The sequence below is a fragment of the Pseudazoarcus sp. NS20 genome (assembly GCF_059703745.1).
Window position 1 is genome coordinate 804,348 of record NZ_BAAKIY010000001.1, and the last position, 22,652, is coordinate 826,999.

At 63.9% G+C, this 22,652-nt stretch carries 18 protein-coding genes and 1 riboswitch; of the genes, 13 read left to right on the forward strand and 5 right to left on the reverse strand.

Translation table 11 applies throughout. The features are described 5' to 3' along the window. Positions 1-41 precede the first annotated feature (41 nt). Both AC6H0W_RS03790 and AC6H0W_RS03795 read left to right on the forward strand, forming a co-directional pair. Positions 42-1,541 (forward strand): YifB family Mg chelatase-like AAA ATPase, encoded by a 1,500-nt coding sequence (locus AC6H0W_RS03790; RefSeq protein WP_497575786.1) that lies wholly within the window; start codon positions 42-44, stop codon positions 1,539-1,541. Positions 1,542-1,625: 84 nt separating this feature from the next. Beyond that, a complete protein-coding gene (locus tag AC6H0W_RS03795; RefSeq protein ID WP_497575787.1) occupies positions 1,626-2,807 on the forward strand; it encodes a multidrug effflux MFS transporter in 1,182 nt (393 codons plus the stop codon). A 63-nt stretch (positions 2,808-2,870) separates the two neighbouring features. Here AC6H0W_RS03795 and AC6H0W_RS03800 read toward each other — a convergent pair whose 3' ends face one another. The 4 genes from AC6H0W_RS03800 to phnD all read right to left on the reverse strand — a co-directional run bounded on the left by AC6H0W_RS03800 (position 2,871) and on the right by phnD (position 6,977). After that, positions 2,871-3,263, reverse strand: a complete 393-nt coding sequence (locus AC6H0W_RS03800; protein ID WP_497575788.1) for a rhodanese-like domain-containing protein — start codon at positions 3,261-3,263, stop codon at positions 2,871-2,873. Between the two features lie 87 nt (positions 3,264-3,350). Next, on the reverse strand, positions 3,351-5,144 hold the full coding sequence (locus tag AC6H0W_RS03805) for a PhnE/PtxC family ABC transporter permease (protein ID WP_497575789.1): 1,794 nt from the start codon (positions 5,142-5,144) through the stop codon (positions 3,351-3,353). After that, positions 5,141-5,929, reverse strand: coding sequence for a phosphonate ABC transporter ATP-binding protein (locus AC6H0W_RS03810; RefSeq protein WP_497575790.1), 789 nt, complete (start codon positions 5,927-5,929; stop codon positions 5,141-5,143). The genes AC6H0W_RS03805 and AC6H0W_RS03810 overlap by 4 nt, the downstream gene beginning before the upstream one ends. 130 nt (positions 5,930-6,059) lie before the next feature. Further along, on the reverse strand, positions 6,060-6,977 hold the full coding sequence (gene phnD / locus AC6H0W_RS03815) for a phosphate/phosphite/phosphonate ABC transporter substrate-binding protein (RefSeq protein WP_497575791.1): 918 nt from the start codon (positions 6,975-6,977) through the stop codon (positions 6,060-6,062). Between the two features lie 267 nt (positions 6,978-7,244). On the opposite strand from phnD, the gene pdxH reads away from it, so the two are divergent. The 5 genes from pdxH to AC6H0W_RS03840 all read left to right on the forward strand — a co-directional run bounded on the left by pdxH (position 7,245) and on the right by AC6H0W_RS03840 (position 15,060). Then, a complete protein-coding gene (gene pdxH, locus AC6H0W_RS03820; protein WP_497575792.1) occupies positions 7,245-7,889 on the forward strand; it encodes a pyridoxamine 5'-phosphate oxidase in 645 nt (214 codons plus the stop codon). Between the two features lie 50 nt (positions 7,890-7,939). Continuing rightward, on the forward strand, positions 7,940-8,548 hold the full coding sequence (locus AC6H0W_RS03825) for a hypothetical protein (protein ID WP_497575793.1): 609 nt from the start codon (positions 7,940-7,942) through the stop codon (positions 8,546-8,548). A gap of 66 nt (positions 8,549-8,614) precedes the next feature. Beyond that, positions 8,615-8,699, forward strand: a riboswitch (S-adenosyl-L-homocysteine riboswitch). Positions 8,700-8,775: 76 nt separating this feature from the next. Continuing rightward, positions 8,776-12,495: a methionine synthase gene (gene metH / locus AC6H0W_RS03830; RefSeq protein ID WP_497575794.1), complete on the forward strand. Its 3,720-nt coding sequence runs from the start codon at positions 8,776-8,778 to the stop codon at positions 12,493-12,495. A gap of 498 nt (positions 12,496-12,993) precedes the next feature. Next, the gene (locus AC6H0W_RS03835) at positions 12,994-13,905 is read left to right on the forward strand and encodes an AbiTii domain-containing protein (RefSeq protein ID WP_497575795.1); all 912 of its coding nucleotides are present in this window, start codon (positions 12,994-12,996) and stop codon (positions 13,903-13,905) included. Between the two features lie 84 nt (positions 13,906-13,989). Continuing rightward, entirely contained in the window at positions 13,990-15,060 is a 1,071-nt protein-coding gene (locus tag AC6H0W_RS03840; protein WP_497575796.1) for a hypothetical protein, read from the forward strand. Between the two features lie 236 nt (positions 15,061-15,296). On the opposite strand, the gene AC6H0W_RS03845 is transcribed toward AC6H0W_RS03840, so the two are convergent. After that, positions 15,297-16,052, reverse strand: coding sequence for an REP-associated tyrosine transposase (locus tag AC6H0W_RS03845; protein ID WP_497575797.1), 756 nt, complete (start codon positions 16,050-16,052; stop codon positions 15,297-15,299). On the opposite strand from AC6H0W_RS03845, the gene AC6H0W_RS03850 reads away from it, so the two are divergent. The 6 genes from AC6H0W_RS03850 to AC6H0W_RS03875 all read left to right on the forward strand — a co-directional run bounded on the left by AC6H0W_RS03850 (position 16,043) and on the right by AC6H0W_RS03875 (position 22,385). After that, a complete protein-coding gene (locus AC6H0W_RS03850; RefSeq protein WP_497575798.1) occupies positions 16,043-16,858 on the forward strand; it encodes a methyltransferase domain-containing protein in 816 nt (271 codons plus the stop codon). The two genes, AC6H0W_RS03845 and AC6H0W_RS03850, sit on opposite strands and share 10 nt — an antisense overlap. 38 nt (positions 16,859-16,896) lie before the next feature. Next, positions 16,897-17,604 carry a class I SAM-dependent methyltransferase gene (locus AC6H0W_RS03855; RefSeq protein ID WP_497575799.1) on the forward strand — a complete coding sequence of 236 codons (708 nt, stop codon included), beginning with the start codon at positions 16,897-16,899 and terminating at the stop codon, positions 17,602-17,604. A gap of 106 nt (positions 17,605-17,710) precedes the next feature. Continuing rightward, complete coding sequence (locus AC6H0W_RS03860; RefSeq protein WP_497575800.1) at positions 17,711-20,503, forward strand: autotransporter family protein; 2,793 nt, start codon at positions 17,711-17,713, stop codon at positions 20,501-20,503. Positions 20,504-20,513: 10 nt separating this feature from the next. Further along, positions 20,514-21,371, forward strand: coding sequence for an alpha/beta hydrolase (locus tag AC6H0W_RS03865; RefSeq protein ID WP_497575801.1), 858 nt, complete (start codon positions 20,514-20,516; stop codon positions 21,369-21,371). A gap of 102 nt (positions 21,372-21,473) precedes the next feature. Then, a complete protein-coding gene (locus tag AC6H0W_RS03870; protein WP_497575802.1) occupies positions 21,474-21,857 on the forward strand; it encodes a VOC family protein in 384 nt (127 codons plus the stop codon). 9 nt (positions 21,858-21,866) lie between these two features. Next, entirely contained in the window at positions 21,867-22,385 is a 519-nt protein-coding gene (locus AC6H0W_RS03875) for a DUF7482 domain-containing protein (protein WP_497575803.1), read from the forward strand. Positions 22,386-22,652: the final 267 nt, after the last annotated feature.

The following is a 22,652-nucleotide window of genomic DNA, read 5'->3' on the forward strand; positions in this document are numbered from 1 at the left end:
GTGTGGCCGTACAATGCCTTCGTCATTGAAAGGAGGCTTGCATGTCACTGGCTCTGTTGAAAACGCGCGCTTTGTCCGGCCTGCAGGCGCCATCGGTTACGGTGGAAGTGCATCTGGCCAACGGGCTGCCGGCCTTCAATCTGGTGGGTTTGCCCGACGCCGAGGTGCGCGAGGCGCGTGACCGCGTGCGTGCGGCGCTGACGGTTTCGCAGTTCGAATTCCCGCAGCGGCGCATCACCGTCAATCTGGCGCCGGCGGATCTGCCGAAAGAGGGCGGCCTGTTCGATCTGCCGATTGCGCTGGGCATTCTGGCGGCGTCGGGGCAGGTGGATGCGGCGGCGCTGTATGAGTACGAGTTCGTTGGCGAGCTGTCGCTCAACGGCAGCCTGCGCCCGGTGCGCGGCGCGCTGGCGATTGCGCTCGCGGCCTCCGTGGATGGGCGCACGCTGGTGTTGCCGGCCGACAATGCCGATGAGGCTGCGCTGGCCAGCGGTGTGCGCGTGCTGGCGGCAAGCGATCTGCTGTCGGTATGCGCGCATCTGAACGGCCACACCACGCTGGCGCCGCATGTGCGCACCACCGAGCTCAAACCCATGACGGTGCCCGATCTGGCCGATGTCAAAGGGCAGTTGCGCGCACGCCGTGCGCTGGAGGTGGCGGCGGCTGGCGGGCATTCGATGTTGCTGTTCGGCCCGCCGGGTACCGGCAAATCCATGCTGGCGCAGCGCCTGCCCGGCCTGCTGCCGCCTCTGGACGAGGCGCAGGCGGTGGCGACCGCCGCCGTGCAGTCCATCGAAGGCAGCTTCGATGCCGCGCGTTGGCGCCAGCGTCCGTTCCGCGCCCCGCATCACTCGGCATCCGTGCCGGCGCTGGTGGGTGGGGGCACGGTGCCGCGTCCCGGCGAAATCAGCCTGGCCCACCACGGCGTGTTGTTTCTGGACGAGTTGCCCGAGTTCGACCGCCGCGTGCTCGAAGCGCTGCGCGAGCCGCTGGAAACCGGTGCCATCACCGTTTCGCGCGCGCTGCGGCGTGCCGAGTTCCCGGCGCGCTTCCAGTTGGTGGCGGCGATGAACCCGTGCCCCTGCGGCCTGCGTGGCTCGCCCGGCGGGCGCTGCCGCTGCACGCCCGAGCAGGTGGCGCGCTACATGGGCAAGCTGTCCGGCCCGCTGCTCGATCGCATGGATGTGGTCATCGAGGTGCCGGCGCTCGACCCGAGTGAGCTGGCCACGCAAACCCCGGGCGAATCCTCGGCCGAGGTGGCGGCACGCGTGGCCGCCGCGCGCGAGCGTCAGATTGCGCGCCAGGGCTGCGCCAATGCCGATCTGGCGCCGCCGGGCGTCGACGCTCACTGCACACCCGACGCGGCCGGGCGAGAGTTGCTGGCGCGCGCGGTCGAGCGCCTTGGCCTTTCGGCGCGTGGCTATCACCGTGTGCTCAAGGTGGCGCGCAGCATCGCCGATCTGGCCGGCGCTTCCGAAGTGGCGCCTGCCCACATCGCCGAAGCGGTGCACTATCGGCGCACGCTCGACGCGCGGCAGTAAGCGAAACTATCGCCGGCCCGGAGGGGTCGTTATGCTGTCCCCCTTGCGCGGTCTTTTCCGACCGCGCATCACTCCGGAATCTGCATGACGCTCTCTCCCGCAGGTCTGGCCGCGCTGCTTGCCGCGCTGGCCGCCATCGGCCCGTTCTCGATCGATACCTATCTCCCGGCCTTTCACGAGATGGGCGACGCGCTGGGCGCAACCCAGCTCGAAGTCCAGCAGACGCTCACCGCCTACATGGTCACTTTCGCGGTGATGGCCTTGTGGCACGGCGCGCTGTCCGATGCCTTCGGCCGCCGGCGCGTCATCATCATCTCCACCACGCTGTTCGGCGCGGCCTCGTTGCTGTGTGCGCTGGCGACTTCCATCGAATGGCTGTGGGTCGGGCGTGCGCTGCAAGGCATGAGCGCCGGTGCCGGCATGGTGGTGGGGCGTGCGGTGATTCGTGATCTATATGACGGCGCGACGGCGCAGCGCCTGATGTCGCGCGTGATGATGATCTTCGGCATCGCCCCGGCGGTGGCGCCGATGGTCGGCGGCGTGTTGCTGCTGTTGGCCGGCTGGCGCTCAATCTTCCTGTTTCTGGCGGCCTTCGCCGGTGTGCTCGCGTGGTGCAGCTGGCGTTATCTGCCCGAGACGCTGCAGCCCGAGGCGCGCCAATCGATGCAGCCGGCGAGCCTCGCGCGCGGCTATGCCAGCGTGCTCGGCAGCGGCGCCTTCCTGCTGCTGGCGGGGGCGCTGGCCTTCAATTTCAACGGTTTCTTCGTGTACGTGCTGTCGGCGCCGGTGTTCGTCATGGAGCACCTCGGTCTTGGGCCGGGCGCGTTCGGCTGGCTGTTCGTGCCCTCGGTGATCGGCATGATCGGTGGTGCGTGGCTTTCGGGGCGTATTGCCGGGCACTGGAGCTGGCGGCGCACCATCGGGGTGGGCTTCGTGGTGATGATTGCGGCGGTGTCGTTCAACGTCGCGCACGCTGCATTCTTTGCGCCGTCGTTGCCGTGGTCGGTGTTGCCGGTGGGGTTGTACACCTTCGGCATGGCGCTGGCGATGCCCAGCCTGAGTTTGCTGGTGCTCGACATGTTCCCGGCGCGGCGTGGCCTGGCGTCGAGTTGCCAGAGCTTCACCCAGGTCGGCTTGAATGCGGTGACGGCCGGAGTGGCTGCGCCCTTGCTGTGGGCGTCGCCGCTGACGCTCGGGGCGGGCGCCAGCGTGTTCGTTGCGGTGGGTTTGCTGTGCTTCGTGGTGTGGATGGCCCGAACGCGTTAAGGCGACGGCGAATGTGGCGGTGACGGTGTTTGCGGTTGCACGCAGTGCAGCCGCGCTAGCCCGTCAGCACTGTTCCCAGGGCAATCCGTCATGGCGCCAGCCATTCACCGTGCCGCGGTGGTGCTGCTCGTCAAGCTCGCCCTCGAAACCGTGCAGCACGTTGTACACGCTCTTGAAGCCGGCTTTAACGAGTGCTTCGCCGGCAACCACCGAGCGGCTGCCACTGCGGCAGATCAAGACTACCGGCCGCTCGCCGCCGTGACCCGCCAGCTTTTTCACCTCGCCCACGAAGTGCGGGTTGATGTCCCAGTCCGGCCCGTCGTTCCATGAGACATGAATGGCGCCCTTGGGGTGGCCGACAAACAGAAACTCGATCTCGCTGCGTACATCGATCAGCAGCGCCTCGGGGTTGGCGGCGAGAAAGGCGTGGGCTTCCTTGGGGGTCAGGTGCTTCATTCGGGCAGGCTCCGTGAGGGCCATGAGTATATCAGTGCATTCTGGATGTGTGATGTACGCTCCCGCCCGTCATGGCCCGGGTGTTGCTCAGCGCGCCACCCGCGACAGCTTCAGCAGGCGTGACGCGCGGTCGATCAGTACGGTCAGTGCGATCATCGCAATCAGGTAGGTGCCTGCCCGTTCGAAGCGGAACCACTCGAAGTTGAAGCTGAACTGGAAGCCCAGCCCGCCCACGCCGATCAGCCCCAGCACCACTGCCGCGCGCACGTTGCTCTCGAACTGGAAGAAGGTGTAGGTCATCCAGTCGCGCCAGGCCACCGGCACGGCCACGGCGCCCCACGTCACCGTGCGCGAGGCGCCGCCCACGGCCTCGAAGCGCGACAGCGGCAGGTTGTCCACCGTCTCGCCAAACACGCGCGCCAGCACGCCCAAAGTATGCACCGCGATGGCCAGCGTGCCGGCCACCAGCCCCGGCCCGAAAAAGGCGATGAACAGAAATGCCCACATCACCTCCGGCACGCCGCGCGACACCATCGCCGTGCCGCGTGCCAGCACCAGCTCGGTGCTGCGCCACAGCCGGCGCAGCGGCCCCGGCGTTTCGCCGCTGAAGCGCGGCGCATGCCATTGGAAGCTCGCCGAGTGCGCGCGGTTGATGGCGATTGCTCCGGCCGTGCCCAGTACCGTGCCGACCACCGCGATGGCCAGCGGGATCAGCGCGGATTCCGCTACGCGCAGCACGAATTCCGCGTCGAGCTGCGGTGACAGCAAGCGCTGGAAAAAGGCCAGCCGCTCCCACGCCTCGCCGGTGAATAGTTCGGCCAACGGTGCAAGGTGGTTGCGCGCGGCACCGTCGGCGTCGCGATTGCCCCAGCCCATGAACCACACCGACCACGCCACAACTGCCGAGACAAAGCCCGCCGCCCACCACGGCGCGTTGGGTGCGCGCACTGGCGACGTGTTCTCCACCACCCCGGCCACCAGGCACGAGGCGGCCGGCGCGGCGCGGTTGGGGTCGCCGCGCAGTTGGCGGCGAATGTAGTTGCTGGCCAGATCCGCCGTGAGTGTGAGCAGCAGGGTGAACAGAATCAGCGTGCCCACCTTGTCCCACGCGCCGAAGCGGATCTGATACCAGATCTCGGCACCCAGCCCGCCACCGCCCACCGCGCCGATCACCGCCGCGTTGCGGATGGCGCACTCGGCGCGCATCAACGTGAACGACAGCACGTTGCGCGAGGCCAGCGGGCGTATGCCGTACAGAAAGGTGGCGATGCGCCCGCCGCCCAGCCCGCGCACCTGCGCGTAGCGCTCTTCGGGCACGCTGTCCCACAGCTCGCTGTACACCTTGGCGAGAATGCCGGTGATGTTGAGTGCCAGCGCCAGCGCTCCCGTGGTGGGCCCGAGGCCGATCATCGCCACCAGAATGATGGCCCACACGAAGTCCGGCACCGCGCGCAGCACGTCCTGAATCAGCCGGCACAGCGCGCACAGCAAGGCCGCCGGCGAGCGCAGCGGAACGTGGCGCCACGCGCCGCGGGCGCGCTCTTCGCCCACGCACACGGCGCGGCTCGCGCCCATCGCCAACGGCACGGCCAGCACCACCGCCAGCGCGGTGCCGAAGGTGGCGGCGGCCAGCGTCTGCAGCGTCAATTCCCACGCACGGGCGAGAAATTCGGAAGAGAGGTCGGGCGCAGCCAGCGCCGTCAGCCACGCGCCGATGCGCCCGGCCGCGGCGGCACGACGCTCAGGGTCGGTCAGCGCGGCGAAGTCCCATTCGGTGGCGACGAACGACGCGCCCACGGCCAGCAACACGGCCAACAGCGCCACGAAATGGCTCCACGGGCGTTGCCGTGTGTGCGCGCCCGGCAGCGCCAGTGCGCTCATGCCGGCAGGCTCATTTCGTCGAGATGCAGCGCGCGGTATTCGGCGCCGTACAGCTCGCGCAGCAGATCCTGCGTGAGCGCTTCGGGGCGCCCTTGCCAGAAGAGTTGCCCGTTGCGCAGCGCCACCACGCGGTCGAAATTGCCCTGCAGCAAGTCCAGTGTGTGCAGGTTGACGACCAGCGTCACACCTTCCTGCGTGGCGAGCCCGCACAGCAGGCCGATGATCTCGCGCCCCAGGCGCAGGTCGAGTGCGCTCACCGGCTCGTCGGCCAGCACCAGCCGGGGTTGCTGCACCATCAGCCGTGCCACGGCCACGCGTTGTTGCTGCCCGCCGGACAACTCATCGGGCAGCGACCACAGCCGGTCGGCCAGCTCCACGCGTGCCAGCGCGGCGCGGGCGAGATCGATCTGCTGCGGCCACAGCAGCGACAGCAGCGCGCGCGGCAGCCACCAGTGGCCCAGCCGACCCATCAGCACGTTGTGCACCACGCGCAGTTGCGGGATGAGGTTGTCCTGTTGCTGCAGAAAGCCTAACTCGCGGCGCAGTCCGGCCAGCGTGCCGCCGCTCAGGTGGCGGGTGTCGCGGCCCAGCGTGTGCACTTCGCCGGTCGCCGGTTTGACCAACCCGGCGATGAGTCGGAACAGCGTGGTCTTGCCGGCACCCGACGGGCCGATGACGGCCACGCGCTCGCCCGGCGCCACGTCCAGCGTTATGCCGTCCAGCACGGTGCGGCCGGCATAGGCTACGGATGCGTCCGCGAGGCGGACGGGGAGTGGGCTTGTCATGCGACGTGTCCTGAAGGTGATGTCTCGTAGGGCGCAATAACCGAAGGGCATTGCGCCGCATTGAGGGCACATACGGCGGAGTACGCTTCGCGAATTCGCCCTACGAGAGCCAAGCAGCTTGCCGGTGCGATCAGCCGCCGATGTCGATGCCCGACTGCAGCAGATCGACATAGCCCTGCCATTCGGAGATATCGGCCTCGATGAATTTGCCGGCCTTCAGGTAGCCGAGCACCTTGGCGCCGTTCGGGTCTTTGGCGTCGAGTGCCAGCAGGGCGGTGCGCAGCTTGCCGAGCAGCTCCGGGCCGAGGTCGGCACGGGCGGTCAGCGCGTAGTTGGTGTATTCCGGCGTCACATACACGATAGGCGCCTTGGCCTTGAGGTCGTCCGCGGCCTTGTCCCACGACGCGTAGTTGAGTGCGCCGACCTGGTGCGTGCCGTCGGCCACCATGCGCATGGTCACGTCGTGGCTGCCCGAATACGCCACGGTGCGGAACACCTTCTCGGGCGTGGTGCCGGATTGATCCTGGAAGTAGCTGCGCGGCATCAGGTGGCCCGATGTGCTGCTCTTGCTGCCGAATGTGAAGCTCCAGCCCTTGCCAGAGGCGGCCTTGGCCAGTTCGCCGAGGTTCGACACCTTGTTCAGGCCGGTAGAGGGGTTGGCGATGAAATAGCTGACGAAGCCCTTGTCGATGTCGCGGCAGCCCAGAATGGTGATGCCGTCACGCATCTGCATGCGCGCCTGCGCCGTGGTGACCGCGCCCAGCCAGGCGATGTGCGCGCGGCCAGTGGCCAGTGCGGTCACGCTGGCGGCGTAGTTTTCGACGTGCATGTACTCGACGGGAATGCCCACCGCTTCGCCCAGGTACTTTGCCAGCGCGCCGAAGTTCTCGCGCATGCGGTCGGCGTCGCCGTCGTCGGGAATGGCGGTGATGATCAGTTTGGCCGGGGCCTTCTGCGCGAAGGCGGGCGCGGCGCCGAATACGCTGAGGGTGGCCAGCGCGATGGCGGACAGCATGAAACCTCTGCGCGAGGCAGATCGAATGGACATTTGAAGCTCCCGAATTCAAGACCGGCCACGCGGCCGGTCAGCCGCCCCGGTGCGGGATGCGCCGGGGCTTACAGTCCGCCGAAGCGGTGGGTTTGGCAGTCACGCCGCCAACGGGCGGCCGATACGCAGATCGGCCGGAGTTTCCCGCAGTGAAGACGCGATTCTTCCCGTTCGTGGCGGCGGGGGCAAGCCGGCTGGCTTATCATTCTGTGATTGAAACGCCGTGCGCGCTTGCCTGTCCACGGCGCTACCTGTCTGGAGTGCACCATGTCCCAACCCCCGCTGTCCGACCTGCGCAAGAGCTACGAGCTGGGTCAGCTCGAAGACCATGAAGTGCGTGACGACCCCTTCGTCCACTTCGAAGAGTGGTTCGCCGAGGCCATGGAAAAAGGCTTGCCCGAGCCCAACGCCATGACGGTGGCCACCGTCGGGCCCGACGGCCGCCCGTCGTCGCGCATCGTGCTGATCAAGGGCTTCGACCGCCGCGGCGTGGTCTGGTACACCAACTACAACAGCCGCAAGGGCCGTGAGCTCGAAGCCAACCCGTTTGCCGCACTGCAGTTTCACTGGGTTGAACTGGAGCGCGTCGTGCGCATCGAAGGCAGAGTGGAGAAAGTGTCGGCAGAAGAGTCCGATGCCTACTTCGAGAGCCGCCCGCTTACGCATCGCATCGGCGCCTGGGCCTCGAACCAGAGCGAGGCGATTGCCGACCGCGGCGTCATCGTGGCGCGTGCGGCCGAGTACGGATTGAAGTTCGGCCTCAAGCCGCCGCGCCCGCCGCATTGGGGTGGCTACCGGCTGGTGCCGGACTACTGGGAATTCTGGCAGGGTCGCTCGTCCCGTCTGCATGACCGCTTCGCGTGGTCGCTGGGCGAAGACGGCAACTGGTCACGCGCCAGATTGTCGCCGTAAGGGCCCGGCGGGGTGCACCTGCCGGCCGCTTCGGAATTGCGAGGTACATCATGAAAACAAGACTGTTTCCCTGGCTCATCCTGTTGCTGGCGGCCGTCGTACTGGGTGGCTGCGCGAGCTTTCAGACCCGCTTTGACTACGAAAACGATCTGCTCACCAAGCGCGGTCAGCCCACGCGCATCTGGAAGAACGACGACGGCACCCGTACGCTCGAATACGCGACCCAGCCGCGCGGCGAAACCTGCTGGATGTACACCGTGGATGCCAACGGCCGCATCGTCGAGCAGTACGACGCGCTCGAATCGCGCAACCATGGCCGCGTGAAAGTGGGCATGACGGTGGAAGAGGTGCAGCGCACGCTCGGCACCGAGCGCAGCATCCAGCGCTTCGAACGCATGAAGGAAGAGGTTTGGGACTGGAACGTGCCTAACCCCTATCCGGGCATCATGGCCACGTACTTCAACGTGCATTTCATCGACGGCAAGGTCGACCGCACCAGCTACACCTACGAGTATTACAACGACCCCGGCGATTTCGGCTGGTTCGGCCCCGGATTTCACTACGGCCTGGGCTACGGATACGGCTACCGGCCGTATCCGTTCAGTTATTACGGCTACGGCTCACCGCGGTTCGGTTGGCGCGGACATTATGGTTGGTGAGCGGCTGCGGCATGGCGGGTAAGCGCTTGTTTTGCATGAAGGCGCAGCACCCGGTAAACTGCGCGGCTTGCTGAGGAGCGCTGCGACCCGCCGCTGACGAAACCACGTCGCCGGGCCAGGCTCGGCAACCGAACAACGGCGCTCGCAAATCCCCTGCCGGATTTGTCGCGCCGTTTGCTTTTGCAGCGCGCCTTCCGGCCTATCACCCGCCGCAGGTAAGAAGACGCATGCAACCCGACCGTACCGAAGAACTCCGCGCCTTGATGGCTGAACGCATTCTCGTGCTCGATGGCGGCACGGGCACGATGATTCAGCAATACAAGCTCACCGAGCGGCAGTACCGCGGCGAGGGCGTCACCGACCGCTTCATGGCGCACCCGCGCGACCTCAAGGGCAACAACGACCTGCTGGTCATCACGCGCCCCGAAGTCATCACCGAAATCCACCGCGGCTACCTCGATGCCGGCGCTGACATCATCGAGACCAACACCTTCAACGGCACGCGCGTGTCGCAGGCCGAATACGGTCTGGAAGACCTCGCCTGGGAAATCAACTTCGAAGGCACGCGTCTGGCGCGCGAAATCGCCGACGAATACACCGCCAAAGACCCCGCCAAGCCGCGCTTCGTGGCCGCCGTGCTGGGCCCCACCTCGCGCACGCTGTCGATCTCCCCGGACGTGAACGACCCCGGCTTCCGCAACATCAGTTTCGAAGCGCTGCTCGACGATTACTACGATTCGGCCAAGGCGCTGGTCGAGGGCGGGGCCGACATCATCCTCATCGAGACGGTGTTCGACACCCTCAATGCCAAGGTCGCCATCTTCGCGGTGGAAAAGCTTTTCGCCGACCTCGGGCAGCGCCTGCCGGTGATGATCTCCGGCACCATCACGGATGCCTCCGGCCGCACGCTGTCGGGCCAGACCGCCGAAGCGTTCTGGAACTCGCTGTCGCACGCGCGGCCGATTTCCATGGGCCTCAACTGCGCGCTGGGCGCCAAAGAGCTGCGTCAGTATGTCGAAGAGCTTTCCAACATCTGCGACACCTACGTGTCGGCCCATCCCAACGCCGGCCTGCCCAATCCGCTGGCGCCCACCGGCTACGACGAAACGCCCGAAGAGCTGGCCGAAGCCATCGGCGAATGGGCGCGTGCCGGCCTGTTGAACATCGTCGGCGGGTGCTGTGGCACCACGCCCGCGCACATCCAGGCGGTGGCGGATGCCGTGGCAGGTGTTACGCCGCGCCGCGTGCCGGAAATCGAGAAGAAGCTGCGCCTGTCAGGCCTGGAGCCGTTCAACGTCGGGCCGGACACCCTGTACGTCAACGTGGGTGAGCGCACCAACGTCACCGGCTCGCGTGCCTTCGCGCGCATGATTCTGGAAGGCCGTTTCGACGATGCGCTGGCCGTGGCCCGCCAGCAGGTGGAGAACGGTGCGCAGGTCATCGACATCAACATGGACGAGGCCATGCTGGACTCCATGGCGGCCATGGAGCGTTTCCTCAAGCTCATCGCCACTGAGCCCGACATCTCGCGCGTGCCGATCATGATCGATTCGTCCAAGTGGGACGTGATCGAGGCCGGCCTGAAATGCATCCAGGGCAAGGGCATCGTCAACTCCATCTCGATGAAAGAGGGCGTGGACGAGTTCCTGCGCCAGGCGCGCCTGTGCCGTCAGTACGGCGCGGCCGCCATCGTCATGGCCTTCGACGAGAAAGGCCAGGCCGACACGTTCGCGCGCAAGACCGAAATCTGCGAGCGCGCTTACAAGCTGCTGGTCGCGCCTGTTGAAGAGGGTGGGGCGGGCTTCCCGCCCGAAGACATCATCTTCGACGCCAACATCTTCGCCATTGCCACCGGCATCGAAGAGCACGACAACTACGCCGTGGATTTCATCCAGGCCGTGGAGTGGATTCACACCAACCTGCCGTACGCCAAGACCAGCGGCGGCGTGTCCAACGTGTCGTTCAGCTTCCGCGGCAACGAGCCCGTGCGCGAGGCCATCCACACCGTGTTTCTGTATCACGCCGTCCGGGCCGGCATGACCATGGGCATCGTCAACGCCGGCATGCTCGGCGTGTATGACGACCTCGACCCCGCGCTGCGCGAAGTGGTCGAAGACGTGGTGCTCAACCGCCGCCCCGGCGCGGGTGATGATCTGGTGGAAATGGCCCAGTCCGTGAAGGGCAAGGCCAAGGAATCCGGCCCCGATCTGGCGTGGCGCGAATGGCCGGTGGAGCAGCGTCTCAGCCACGCGCTGGTCAAAGGCATTACCGAATTCGTCGTGGGCGACACCGAAGAAGTGCGCGCCCGCCTGGAAGCCGAAGGCAAGCCGCCGCTGGCGGTCATCGAAGGCCCGCTGATGGACGGCATGGGCGTGGTCGGTGACCTCTTCGGCGCGGGCAAGATGTTCCTGCCGCAGGTGGTGAAATCCGCTCGCGTCATGAAGACGGCTGTGGCCCACCTCATCCCCTACATCGAGGCCGAAAAGCTGCGCACCGGCTCCACCAGCAAGGGCCGCATCATCATGGCCACGGTGAAGGGCGACGTGCACGACATCGGCAAGAACATTGTCGGCGTGGTGCTGGGCTGCAACGGCTATGAGGTCATCGACCTCGGCGTGATGGTGCCGTGCGAAAAGATTCTGTCCGCAGCCAAAGAGCACGGCGCCCAGGCCATCGGCCTGTCCGGCCTCATCACCCCGTCGCTGGAAGAAATGAGCCACGTCGCGGCCGAGATGAAGCGCCAAGGCTTCGACCTGCCGCTGCTCATCGGCGGCGCCACCACCAGCCGCGCCCACACCGCCATCAAGATCGCTCCGCACTACGACAACGCCGTGGTGTATGTGCCGGATGCATCACGCGCCGTCGGCGTCGTCACCACCTTGTTGTCGCAAGGGCAGAGCGCCGCCTACAAGGCCGAGCTTGCCGCTGACTACGAGAAAATCCGCGAGCAGCACGCCAACAAAAAAGGCCTCGCGCTCGTCAAGCTCGAAGCCGCCCGCGCCAACCGCTACCGCTGGAACAGCGTCGAGGGCTACGTGCCGCCCAAGCCCGCGCAACTTGGCATCCAGTCCATCGACGTGCCGCTCGAAGCGCTGGTCGATTACATCGACTGGGCGCCGTTCTTCCAGACCTGGGATCTCGCCGGCAGCTACCCCAAGATTCTCGACGACGAGATCGTCGGCGAAACCGCACGCAACGTGCTCAAAGACGGCCAAGCCATGCTCGACCAGATCGTGCAGGGCAAATGGCTGCAGGCCCGCGCCGTATTCGGCCTCTTCCCCGCCAACACCGTGGGCTTTGATGACATCGAAATCTACGAGACCGAAGCGCGCGACAAACCGCTGATGACCTGGCACGGCCTGCGCCAGCAGCACGAGCGCCCGGAAGGCAAACCGCACTGGTGCCTGTCCGACTTCATCGCCGATAAAGATTCCGGCGTGCCTGATTACATCGGCGCCTTCGCCTGCACCGGCGGCATCGGTATCGAACCGCATCTGGAAAAGTTTGAAGCCGAGCACGACGACTACCACGCCATCATGCTCAAGGCCATCGCCGACCGCCTCGCCGAAGCCTGCGCCGAATGGCTGCACGAGCGCGTGCGCAAAGAGCATTGGGCCTACGTCCCCGACGAAGCTCTGCCCAACGAAGACCTCATCAAGGAAGCCTACCGCGGCATCCGCCCCGCGCCCGGCTACCCCGCCTGCCCGGACCACACCGTCAAAGGCGACCTCTTCAAACTGCTCGACGCTCCCCACAACGCCGGCATGACGCTGACTGAGAGCTTTGCCATGCTGCCCACCGCAGCCGTGTCGGGCTTCTACTTCGCCCACCCGGAAAGCCACTACTTCGCCGTGCCGAAGATCGCCGGGGATCAACTGGATGACTGGGCGGCGCGCACGGGCATGACCGGGCAGGAAGCGCAGCGGTGGTTGGCGCCGTTGTTGTAATCCTCTGCACCCAAAGCGCGTAACGCGCCTCGTCGTCATTGCGAGGCCGAAGGCCGCGGCAATCTCAAATTGGTGAGGTTGCCGCGGCTTTTTTGTTAGATTCATGACGATTGCTTGTTGTGGCGTGTGGGTCGACATGCCAATATCCAGCCGGAACATGCGGCGCCATACGCGTTGCTTATTGAACCCTACGCGGACTGAAGCCCATGGTGACGAATAAACGAACGTGCCCAATGGACATAAGCTTGCTCGGTTCTTATGCTGTAGTGCTTTCAGCGGATGCGTTCGCGAAGCTGGTCGAGCAAGCGGGGTGGGTGAGTCGCTGCGTTGTCGAACGGCGTGGTGGCTTTGGCCGCTGTGTATGTATTGTTCATAATAAAAGCATAGCGGGGAAGTCGGTAATACAATGACAAATGAGCATGACGAGTCGCTGGTTTTATTTGTCAGCTGTCCCGCATACGCAGCAGCGCTGCTGTCTAGAACACGTTAGGTGCCAAGATGAAGTTACTCGAGGACCTGATTGACCTACTCGGTGACGACAACGCGAGTCTGAAATCTGCACTAATCAAGGCGCAGATACTTGCACATCGTCTTGGAGACGAACAACTCGGCCGCTGGGTTGAGCATGAGCTTCGGGGCTATCCGAATGGCGCGGAAGTGCCGCCCTACCGCGTCCTTCATCTGACACTCGTTGGCCACGTAACCAATGGCTACTATCACTACAACAACCAGACGCTTCCTACCCACCATCTTGACCCAGATATTCGTGAAAAGCTGACAACGAATCGGGTAACGGATAGCGTATCCGCAATCGAAGATTGGGCTCAGAAAGACAATATCGCGGTCACAATCCCGTCTGAGGCTATGGGGCTGCTATCCAAGCCTCTCTCCGACACATACTACGTTCAACAGGCATGGGGAAGATTCGGGATCGGCGCCGGCCAGGGCATCTTAACGGAGGTTCGTTCGCGCCTCCTAGAGTTCTGCCTAAAGATATCTGACAAGATCCCGGCAGACACCCCGGAGAAAGATGTGCGCAACAAAGCAGAAAGCGTTGGGGCGAATGACATTTTCAGAAATGCGGTTTTCGGCGACAACGCAACGATCGTAGTTGGCAGCGGGTCAATCCGCGACATCACGAATTCAGTCAACAGAGGCGATGTCCAATCGTTGCTGCGGGAGCTCCGCAACGTTGGCGTGCAGCAAGCAGACTTATCGGATTTGGAGAGCGCAATAGAGAGTGACTCCTCCTCTGCGGAGCTGACTAAGCGCCAGTGGGGACCAAAGGTGAGCGGTTGGGTTGGGTCAATGATGGGTAAGGCCGGAACGACCGCATGGGAAGTAACGAAAGCCGCCGCGGGCAATATTCTTGCCGCAGCAATCTGCGCGTTCTACGGCTTTAGCACCTAACAATTCATTCAAGCCGACGCCACTTCGTGGCGCGGCTTAATTCAGGCGTTATGCCCCTTAACCATCGCACTGACCCCCACTTCCGTGGCTGAACTTAACCCAAGAACTTACTTCTTCCGACCGAGCCGCTCAGAGGATGCAGAACCAGTTCTCAATCCGGTTCTCGTCGCAGTTAATGCATCTCTCGGTATCGAGACGACATTGGTTCTTGATACGAATGTCCTGATTTCGATGGAGCGAGTCGTGAAGGGTGGAAATAAGAATTCGCTACTCAAGCAGTATGGCCTGCACAATCTCGTTGACCTCCTTGGCCGCTGCCCCCCCAAGAGTATTTGTTTATCGCCAGGAAGGGCCTTTGACGAAATGCCTCCCGCGCTTGCCGAAAAATCCCGCTGGAACTTCGAGGCATTCTGCGCTAAGCACTTGCCGTCCTTTACTGATACCCCCAATTGCATTCATACGACTTTTGTTGGGAAAGATAGCGACTACGGCTATCTTGATCTCGATCCGGTCGCTCAAGCATTTCTAGCAATCCCGTTCGCCGCCCTTCTTTACTTGAACGTTATCGACAAGAGTTTTTCCGGGAAACCAATCCAAAAGTTCAAAGAGTTTCTCCGTCGACTTAGTGACGACCTCGATATGTTGAGCGTCAAGGAAATTGAAATCGCCAAATACTGTTTCGCTGAACCGCCTTCCGCCGCTATAGAGACAATTCGGCTGAGAAGGCTGCTTCGCGCAAACTTCCTTAAGACGAAAGATAACAAGGCCGTTCATACCTACGATGAGGCGATGGCAGTGGCATTTAATGGCGCCTGCGATCTAACGCTCATCAACTTTGCCAATGTGGCGCAAACCAAAGGGCTCGACGGAGTACCCCAAGATTGCTGGATTGCCACTCGTGACAAAAAGCTTTTCGAGTTTTCGAAGGTCACCCACTATCTTAATGTCGATGGAGAGGCTGGAAAGTTCGCTGTAGCCGCCATATTGCCTGAGCATGGAAACGACAAATATTGGCAAGAGGCAGCCGATGCACAGCAGTCACTTGCGCTAAGTCGGATGCCCCATCATCTTGCGAGAGAAATCGACGTTCTCTCTTATCCGGCAATTGCAAGAGCTGCAATTGATGAGACGGCCCGTGTTTTCCGCGAGGCATAACCCGGCAGTCGAGCGGATCTGCGCGAAAAGCGGCGCTGGCCGCTCACTTCTACGTTAGGGATCAATGGGGTCAGAGTCACTGATTTCTTACTCACAACAACAAGGTCTAGCCCGCGTAGGGCGCAATAACCGCAGGGCATTGCGCCGGATGAAGTGTTGGCGCGAACGGTGATGCTGCCCATGCGGCGCAATGCGCGTTGCTTATTGCGCCCTACGGGGTGGGTGGTGCTCAGGCGTCAATCCAGCTTTTCCAACGTGTCGGCTTCTCTGCTGCCGGCCCAATCTGCGGGATACACACCCCTCTTCACCAGCCTGTGAAACGTAGAGTACGGCCAGTCAGCGACCTGTTCGACGTGACCGTGCTTGACCGGGTTGAAATGCAGGTAATCCATGTGTGCTTGATAGTCTGCTGCGTCGCGAATCAGGTGTTCCCAGAAACGTCGTTGCCAAATGCCGCGTTCGCCGCGCGCGGTGCGCACGGCTGAGCGGCGCTCGACGATTGGCAGTCGCTTTGAGAAGCCGGCTTTGATGAGCCGCCAGCGGGTTGCAAAGTCGGTGTCGCCCGGTGGGAGTTCGATGATGCAGTGCATGTGCTCCGGCAGCACGACCCAGCCATGGATGATGAACGGGTGGCGTTGGCGCACCGCGCGGACTTCTTCACGCAGAATGTCGATGTGGCGGGTGAGCACGTTGTTGTTGTGCCGTTGAAGGGCATTGACGGTGAAGAACCATGTGCCGCCGGGGTGCCAGGCGCGTCGGTAGTCGGGCATGAGAGCCTTCGAGAATGACGTTTGGTTTTTTGGGAGATTGTACATACGGCGCAATGCGCGTTGCTTATTGCGCCCTACGTGAAGTATGTCGTGCTGGCTTTGCGCGGAGGTTGAGGGTGGTTGCTGCTTGGCTTGGGGTTCATACTTGGCTTCTTTCGGGGTCGGGTTGAATCCCGAGCCTTTCTTTTTTGATAACGCTCCCTTCAAAACGCATGAACTCATCTAGTCACGGCCGTTACACCCACGGCCACGAAGTCAGCACCCTGGCCTCGCATGGCGCGCGCACGGCGGCGAACTCTGCGGCGTATTTGCTGAAGCATCTGTCGGCGGGCATGAGCGTGCTGGATGTGGGCTGTGGGCCGGGCACGATCACGCTTGATCTGGCGCGCATCGTTGCGCCGGGAAAGGTCGTGGGTATCGAGAACGTCGAGGCACCGTTGCAGGTGGCGCGGGCCGAGGCCGCGGCGCGCGGTGATGCCGCCACGGAATTTCAGTTGGCGGATGTGATGGCGCTGCCGTTCGAGGATGCGTCGTTCGACGTGGTGCATGCGCACCAGGTGTTGCAGCATCTGACCGACCCGGTGGCGGCGCTCAGGGAAATGGCGCGGGTGTGCAAGCCGGGTGGGTGGGTTGCTGCGCGTGATGCCGATTACGCGGGCATGAGCTGGTACCCGGAGTTGCCGGGGCTGGAGTTATGGCGGCGCACTCATCGTGCGGTTGCCCGCGCCAACGGGGCCGAGCCGGATGCGGGGCGCCGCTTGCGCGCCTGGGCGCAGGCGGCGGGCATGGAGTCTGCGCGCATCACGGCATCCGTCTGGAGCTATGCAGACGCTGAAGCATGCAGTTGGTGGGGCAACGGACAGGCGAATCGGTGTGCGGGTGAGGTGTTCGCCCGGCAAGCCAAAGAGCAGGGGCTGGGCGATGCCGACATTGCCGCGATCATCAGCGCATGGCGGCAATGGGGCGCTGAGCCGGATGCCTGCTTCATCATGTGCCACGGCGAATTGCTTGCGCAGATCGCCCCCTGAGTCTCCGTCCGTCGGCCGTTATTTCAGTAAGGTGTCTTGTGCAAAACGACGAAATCAAAACCCTCTTCGACCAGCAAGCGGCTGTTTATGACCAGCGGTGGGAGCGCACCGCGCCCATTCGAGAAGGGCTGCATTTCTTGCTGGAGTCGGTGTTTGCCGTATTGCCGGCCGATGCGCGGGTGCTGTGCGTTGGAGCGGGCACCGGGGCGGAAATGCTGCATCTCGCCCGCCGCTTTCCGGATTGGACGTTTACGGCCGTGGAGCCGTCTGGCGCAATGCTGGCGGTGTGCCGGGCCAAGGCCGAAGCGGCGGGGATTGCGCATCGCTGCGCGTTTCACGAAGGCTTTCTGGATTCGCTGACGGACACTCGGCCATTCGATGCGGCCACCTGCTTTCTGGTGTCGCAGTTCATTCTGGATCGTGATGCACGCATCGACTTCTTCGGGCAGATCGCCGCGCGCTTGAAGCCGGGCGGCGTGCTGGCCAGTTCCGATCTGTCGGCGGATATCCATTCAGCGGAGTACGACGATCAGTTGGCGGTGTGGTGTCGAATGATGTCTGGCGCGGGAATCGCACCTGAGGCCGTTGAGCAGATGCGCACCGCTTATCAAAAGGATGTGGCCGTACTTCCGCCGGCCGAGACCACGGCGCTGATTGCGGCGGGCGGTTTTGATGCGCCGGTGCCCTTCTATCGGGCGGGGTTGATACAGGCGTGGTTTGCCCGGGTGACAGGCGGGGCGGCGTGAACATTGCCGCGCTTTGCCGTGCGTAATGCATGACAAGCCTTTTCGCCTTTGTCATGATCCGCGTGCTTCGCTCCCCGCCGAATGAAACGACCGCCAGGATGTCCCCATGAACCGCACCGTCAGCACCCCTTTCCCGATGCGACGCCTTAGCCTGCATGTCGCTCAAGCCCTTTTCGTGCTGAGTTGTGGCGCAGCCGTGGCCGCTCCGAACTGCACGACGTCCGGCAATGTGTCGTCAATCCATTGCACCGCCAACGATATTCAGATGCTTGGGGGGAGCGGAGCATCTTCGCTGACGGTGACGGATACCACGGCAGATTCGGTTTCGGTGCTGAGCTCCCCTTCCGCCGACGGCCCATTCGCGCAAAGCCTGATCATCAACGGCAGCACGGTGCTGAACCGCAGCGATTACCCGGCGGTGTTCATGTACTCTTCTCAGCCCGGCTGGGACGCCCATCTGCAGATCGGCTCAGGGGTGAGCCTCACCTCTGCCGGGCCTTTCGGCGCGGTCTGGTTGCGGTCGGAGAGCAACGACACGAGCACCAGCAATAGCATTGTGGTGGACAGCGCAGCCAGCATATTCAGCCTCGGCGCCAGTGCCGACGGCATCACCGCCACTTCCAACAATGGCCCTGTTTCAGTCACCAACCGAGGCTCGGTGACTGTCAGCTCTGGCCGAGGCCTGTATGCCGACGGCGGCACGAGCAGCCTGACACCGGTGGCTGTGAGCATCACCAACTTGGGGGCGGTGGATGCGTACCAGGCCGGCGCGCGGGCCATCAACTATCACGGTACCGCCGTGATCGACAACCAAGGCAACGTTCGTTCGACCACTCGCCAGGGCCTGGTTGCCTGGTCCGCCAATGGTGGCGCCCAGATCACCAACAGCGGCACCGTGGTGGCCGACCACTTTGATGCCGTGGTTGCCAGCGGCAGCAGCGGCGACGTTACGGTCACCAACAGCGGCAGCATCACGGCAACCCGCGATCCCGACCTCGCCCAGGCCAGCCCGGATTTCCACGGCATCAGTGCTTTCACCACAGGTGGCGGCAACGTGACGACCACCAACACTTCAAACGGCGTCATCAGTGCTGGCTGGGATGCCGGCATGGCCGCAGCCAGCGTCCAAGGTGAGATCAGCATTCTCAATGCCGGGCGCATCGATGCGCTCACAGGGTTGTTGGCCGAGTCCAGCAGCGGGGTCGTGGACATCATCAACAGCGGCACCCTGAACACCAGCAGTGTGGGCATCCGCGTCAACTCTGCCGGCGCCGGCAGCGTCATCAACAGCGGCACCATTGCCAGCTCAGGCACTTCATTCCTGGTGGCGAGCGGGACTGCCGTAGATGTTGAAAACCGCTCAGGTGGCTTGGCGATCGGCAACCTGCAATTGGGCAACCTGGCGAACTTCAGCAACGCCGGCCAGCTCGTCCTGAAACAGGGCGCGAGCTTGAGCAACCACGCCGGCACGGGCTCGGTGGTGGCCAGCAGCGTGGGGGGCAATTTCGAGCAAAGCGCCAGCGGCTCGATGGACATCGCCGTGGCCAGCGCCGCCAGTTACAGCACGCTTGCGGTGGGCGGCACGGCCGGCCTGGCCGGTACTTTGAACGTGGACCTCAAATCCACCTACGCCGGCGGCGAACTCACGGATGTGATCACTGCCGTTGGCGGCGTCACCGACAACGGTCTGCGCGTGACGGACAACTCGTTGCGTTACGCCTTCTCTACGCTGTTCCACGCCAACGGGGTGGATCTGGTGGTGCGGGATACGGGCATGAGCACGATTCGCGCCGCCATGTCTTCGCACTATTCCGGTGCCGCGGGCGCTGCTGCGGTGTGGGACGATCTGCTGACCAACGGCACTCAGTCTGCGGAGCTCAATCAGGCGCTGCAGGCGATCATCAGCAGCGAAAGTGCGGGCGAGGTGGTCAGCAGTGTGCAGCAGACCCTGCCAATGCTCAGCAGTAACTCCATGGGCCTCGCAAACGCCACCTTGAGCAGCGTGAATTCGGTGGTGCAATCGCGCGTGGATAGCACCCGTGGGCTCTCGTCGGGCGACGCCTTTCTGGGGGATCGCCACGTCTGGTTGAAGCCTTTCACCACGCATTCGCGTCAGGATAACCGTGGCGGGTCGGTGGGCTACAGCGCCGACACGCATGGTTTCGTCGCGGGGGTCGATGCCGCGGTGTCGTCGCAGACCGATCTGGGTGTGGCGCTGGCGTATGCCAGCACCGATGTTTCGAGCAACTCCGCCGGGCCGCGTCAGCGTGCTGACATCGACACCTATCAGCTCATCGCTTATGGCCGCCATGCCTTGAGCGCCGACACCGATCTGCTGTTTCAGGCTGATGCGGGTCGAATGCGCAGCGACGGCTCGCGCCACATCGCGCTGGCTGGAGTGGATGCCAAGTCCTCTTATGACAGCAAGACCGCTCATGTTGGTGTGGGCGTCGACCGGCGTTTCGAGCTGAGCGAGCGCACCACGTTCAAGCCCTCGATCCGTCTTGATTACACGTGGGTGAAGGATGAGTCCTACCGCGAGAAGGGTGCCGGGGGGCTTAACCTCCATGTCAAATCGCGTAGTACGGATGCATTGGTGCTGGGCATCGACGGCTTGTTCAGCCATGAACTGAGCGAACAACTGGCGGTAACCGCCAATGTGGGTGCCGGCTACGATTTCTACAACCGCGATGCCGCGATTACCGCCGCGTATGCCGGAGCACCCCAAGCGGCGTTCGTGACCGAGGGCAGCAAACCTTCGGCGTGGTCGCAGCGTGCCGGGGCGGGCCTGACCTATACCGCGGCCAATGGCACCCAGATCACTGGCCGCTACGACGCCATGAACCGCCGTGGTTTCCTGAGCCAGACGGCTTCGGTGCAAGCACGCTGGGCGTTCTGATCAATCGGGCATGAGGCCATTTGCCAGGCTGACTGTCGGGGCGCTGTGCGCGTTGTTGGCCGCTTGCGCCTCGATTCCCACGCCTTTGGAGCGGGCGCATGGGGCGGATACCCTGGCGGCGCAGCAGGGGTGGCAGGCACATACCCTGGAGGGCGGGCGCTTTCAGCTGCGCGCTTACCTTCCTTCTGCCACAACGGCAGACACGCTGAGCATTTACCTCGAAGGGGACGGTCTGGCGTGGCTGTCGCGGAGCCGCCCCTCCAGCGATCCGACCCCGTTGCATGCGTTGGGGCTGCAACTGGCGCTGGCCCAGCCGGAAGGCTCAGCGGCTTATGTGGCTCGCCCGTGCCAGTTCGTTGCGGATCAAGCAGCGTGCTCGCGCCGTTATTGGACAGATGCGCGCTTCGCACCGGAAGTGGTGGCCAGCCTGAACGACGCCGTCAGTCAGCTCAAAGCGCGTTTTCGTGCCAAGCAGCTGGTTTTGGTCGGGTATTCGGGAGGCGGGGCAATTGCCTTGCTGTTGGCTGCGCGGCGTGATGATGTGCAGCGCGTGATCACGGTGGCCGGCAATCTGGATCCGCACGCCTGGGCCACGCATCACCGCCTGACGGCGCTGAGCGCATCGCTTACCCCAGCTGATCAGCGTCAGGCTCTAGCGAACGTGCCGCAGCAGCATCTGGTGGGTGAGCGAGACACCATCGTGCCACCTGAGTTGGCGCAACGCTTCGTGGAAGGGTATGCCCCCGGCAGCCCGTTCAGCCTGCGTGTGTTGCCGCGCCATGACCACGCGTGCTGCTGGGCCGATGAGTGGCCCACGCTGTGGCTTTCAATGAAAGCTGAGGCGGAAAACCGCCTGCGCAGGCCGTAGCCGGACGTGCTCGCGTGGGTGGCGCGAGCCGCAGCCTGAGAAGGCTGGTTTCCGTAAGGGAACAAGGCATCATGTGCGCGTTTCCCCACAGTGAAGTGAATCATGCACATCGACCGCCTTGACCACCTCGTCCTCACCGTGAAAAGCATCGAGCGCACGTGTGCCTTCTATGCGCGCGCCTTCGGCATGGAGGTGGTGACCTTCGGCGAGGGGCGCAAGGCGCTGGCTTTTGGCGCGCAGAAGTTCAACCTGCACGAACTGGGCAAGGAGTTCGAGCCCAAGGCTGCGGTGCCCATGCCGGGCTCTATCGACCTGTGCCTGATCACGCGCACACCCATCCAAGAGGTCATGCGCCATCTGGCTGAGGCCGGGGTGGTGGTGACGGACGGCCCGATTCGCCGCACCGGCGCCACGGGGCCGATTCTCTCGGTGTATGTACGAGACCCCGACGAAAACCTCATCGAGATCTCCAACTACCTGGATTGAGCGACGACCATGCAACGACCTCTGTTCGTGACGATGGCTGTGGTGTTGCTCACCGCCTGTGCCGGGCCGCGCTTCGATGCGGGTGGCCGCGAGGTGGTGTTGCCGCTGCAGCGGGCGTGGTTCGAGGGGCAGGTGGTGGAGTACGTGACCACCGACGTGTCCGACCGTGTCATGGCCCGGGCGCAGGGCGTCAACTACGTGCCCCGGTTGGCCGAGGCGGCGGCGTTGCGCGGCCCGCATGCGCTGACATCGCGGATCTACAAGTTTGCCGCCGGCGAGCAGATCACGGTGTTCCAGTCGGCCCCGGAGCCGGCCGGCGGCGACAATGCCGACCGCGCCTACAGCCCCTTCTGGCGGGTGGTGAAAGTGCGCTGGCTGCAGCCCCGGGCCGTCACCGAGCTGACGTCCGAGGAGGCGGTGCTGGCGGCTGAGGAGCGCGGCGAGCTGGCGCTTGAGGTCACCGATATCGTGATCAATTGCCCGGTGACGCGCTCGGCCGACGGCACGGCGCTGCGGGGCGTGCGCTGACAGGCTGAAAAATCAATGGGGTCAGGTCTAGATTTATATCCACTCTCTCAACCGCATTGAAATGCAAGGAAGCCAAGTAGCAAGGGAAAAGGGGGCAGTGTCGCCTTGGGCGGAAACGTCGGCCCAACTGCCGGTGCGTGTTTGTCCGCCCTTTCAGCGCTTCGCGCTCCCGTAACCGGCTACCTCAGACCTTGAGCACCTCATTTGGGGGCTCTGGATGGATAGCGATCAGAAGGTCGAAGGCCCGGTGTTGTGCTTTCCCTCGGT

Bases quoted from the DNA above. Each gene is read 5' to 3' on its own strand.
- AC6H0W_RS03790 (WP_497575786.1), top strand. From the start codon at position 42: ATGTCACTGGCTCTGTTGAAAACGCGCGCTTTGTCCGGCCTGCAGGCG.
- AC6H0W_RS03795 (WP_497575787.1), top strand. From the start codon at position 1,626: ATGACGCTCTCTCCCGCAGGTCTGGCCGCGCTGCTTGCCGCGCTGGCC.
- AC6H0W_RS03800 (WP_497575788.1), bottom strand. From the start codon at position 3,263: ATGAAGCACCTGACCCCCAAGGAAGCCCACGCCTTTCTCGCCGCCAAC.
- AC6H0W_RS03805 (WP_497575789.1), bottom strand. From the start codon at position 5,144: ATGAGCGCACTGGCGCTGCCGGGCGCGCACACACGGCAACGCCCGTGG.
- AC6H0W_RS03810 (WP_497575790.1), bottom strand. From the start codon at position 5,929: ATGACAAGCCCACTCCCCGTCCGCCTCGCGGACGCATCCGTAGCCTAT.
- phnD (WP_497575791.1), bottom strand. From the start codon at position 6,977: ATGTCCATTCGATCTGCCTCGCGCAGAGGTTTCATGCTGTCCGCCATC.
- pdxH (WP_497575792.1), top strand. From the start codon at position 7,245: ATGTCCCAACCCCCGCTGTCCGACCTGCGCAAGAGCTACGAGCTGGGT.
- AC6H0W_RS03825 (WP_497575793.1), top strand. From the start codon at position 7,940: ATGAAAACAAGACTGTTTCCCTGGCTCATCCTGTTGCTGGCGGCCGTC.
- metH (WP_497575794.1), top strand. From the start codon at position 8,776: ATGCAACCCGACCGTACCGAAGAACTCCGCGCCTTGATGGCTGAACGC.
- AC6H0W_RS03835 (WP_497575795.1), top strand. From the start codon at position 12,994: ATGAAGTTACTCGAGGACCTGATTGACCTACTCGGTGACGACAACGCG.
- AC6H0W_RS03850 (WP_497575798.1), top strand. From the start codon at position 16,043: ATGAACTCATCTAGTCACGGCCGTTACACCCACGGCCACGAAGTCAGC.
- AC6H0W_RS03845 (WP_497575797.1), bottom strand. From the start codon at position 16,052: ATGAGTTCATGCGTTTTGAAGGGAGCGTTATCAAAAAAGAAAGGCTCG.
- AC6H0W_RS03860 (WP_497575800.1), top strand. From the start codon at position 17,711: ATGAACCGCACCGTCAGCACCCCTTTCCCGATGCGACGCCTTAGCCTG.
- AC6H0W_RS03865 (WP_497575801.1), top strand. From the start codon at position 20,514: ATGAGGCCATTTGCCAGGCTGACTGTCGGGGCGCTGTGCGCGTTGTTG.
- AC6H0W_RS03870 (WP_497575802.1), top strand. From the start codon at position 21,474: ATGCACATCGACCGCCTTGACCACCTCGTCCTCACCGTGAAAAGCATC.
- AC6H0W_RS03875 (WP_497575803.1), top strand. From the start codon at position 21,867: ATGCAACGACCTCTGTTCGTGACGATGGCTGTGGTGTTGCTCACCGCC.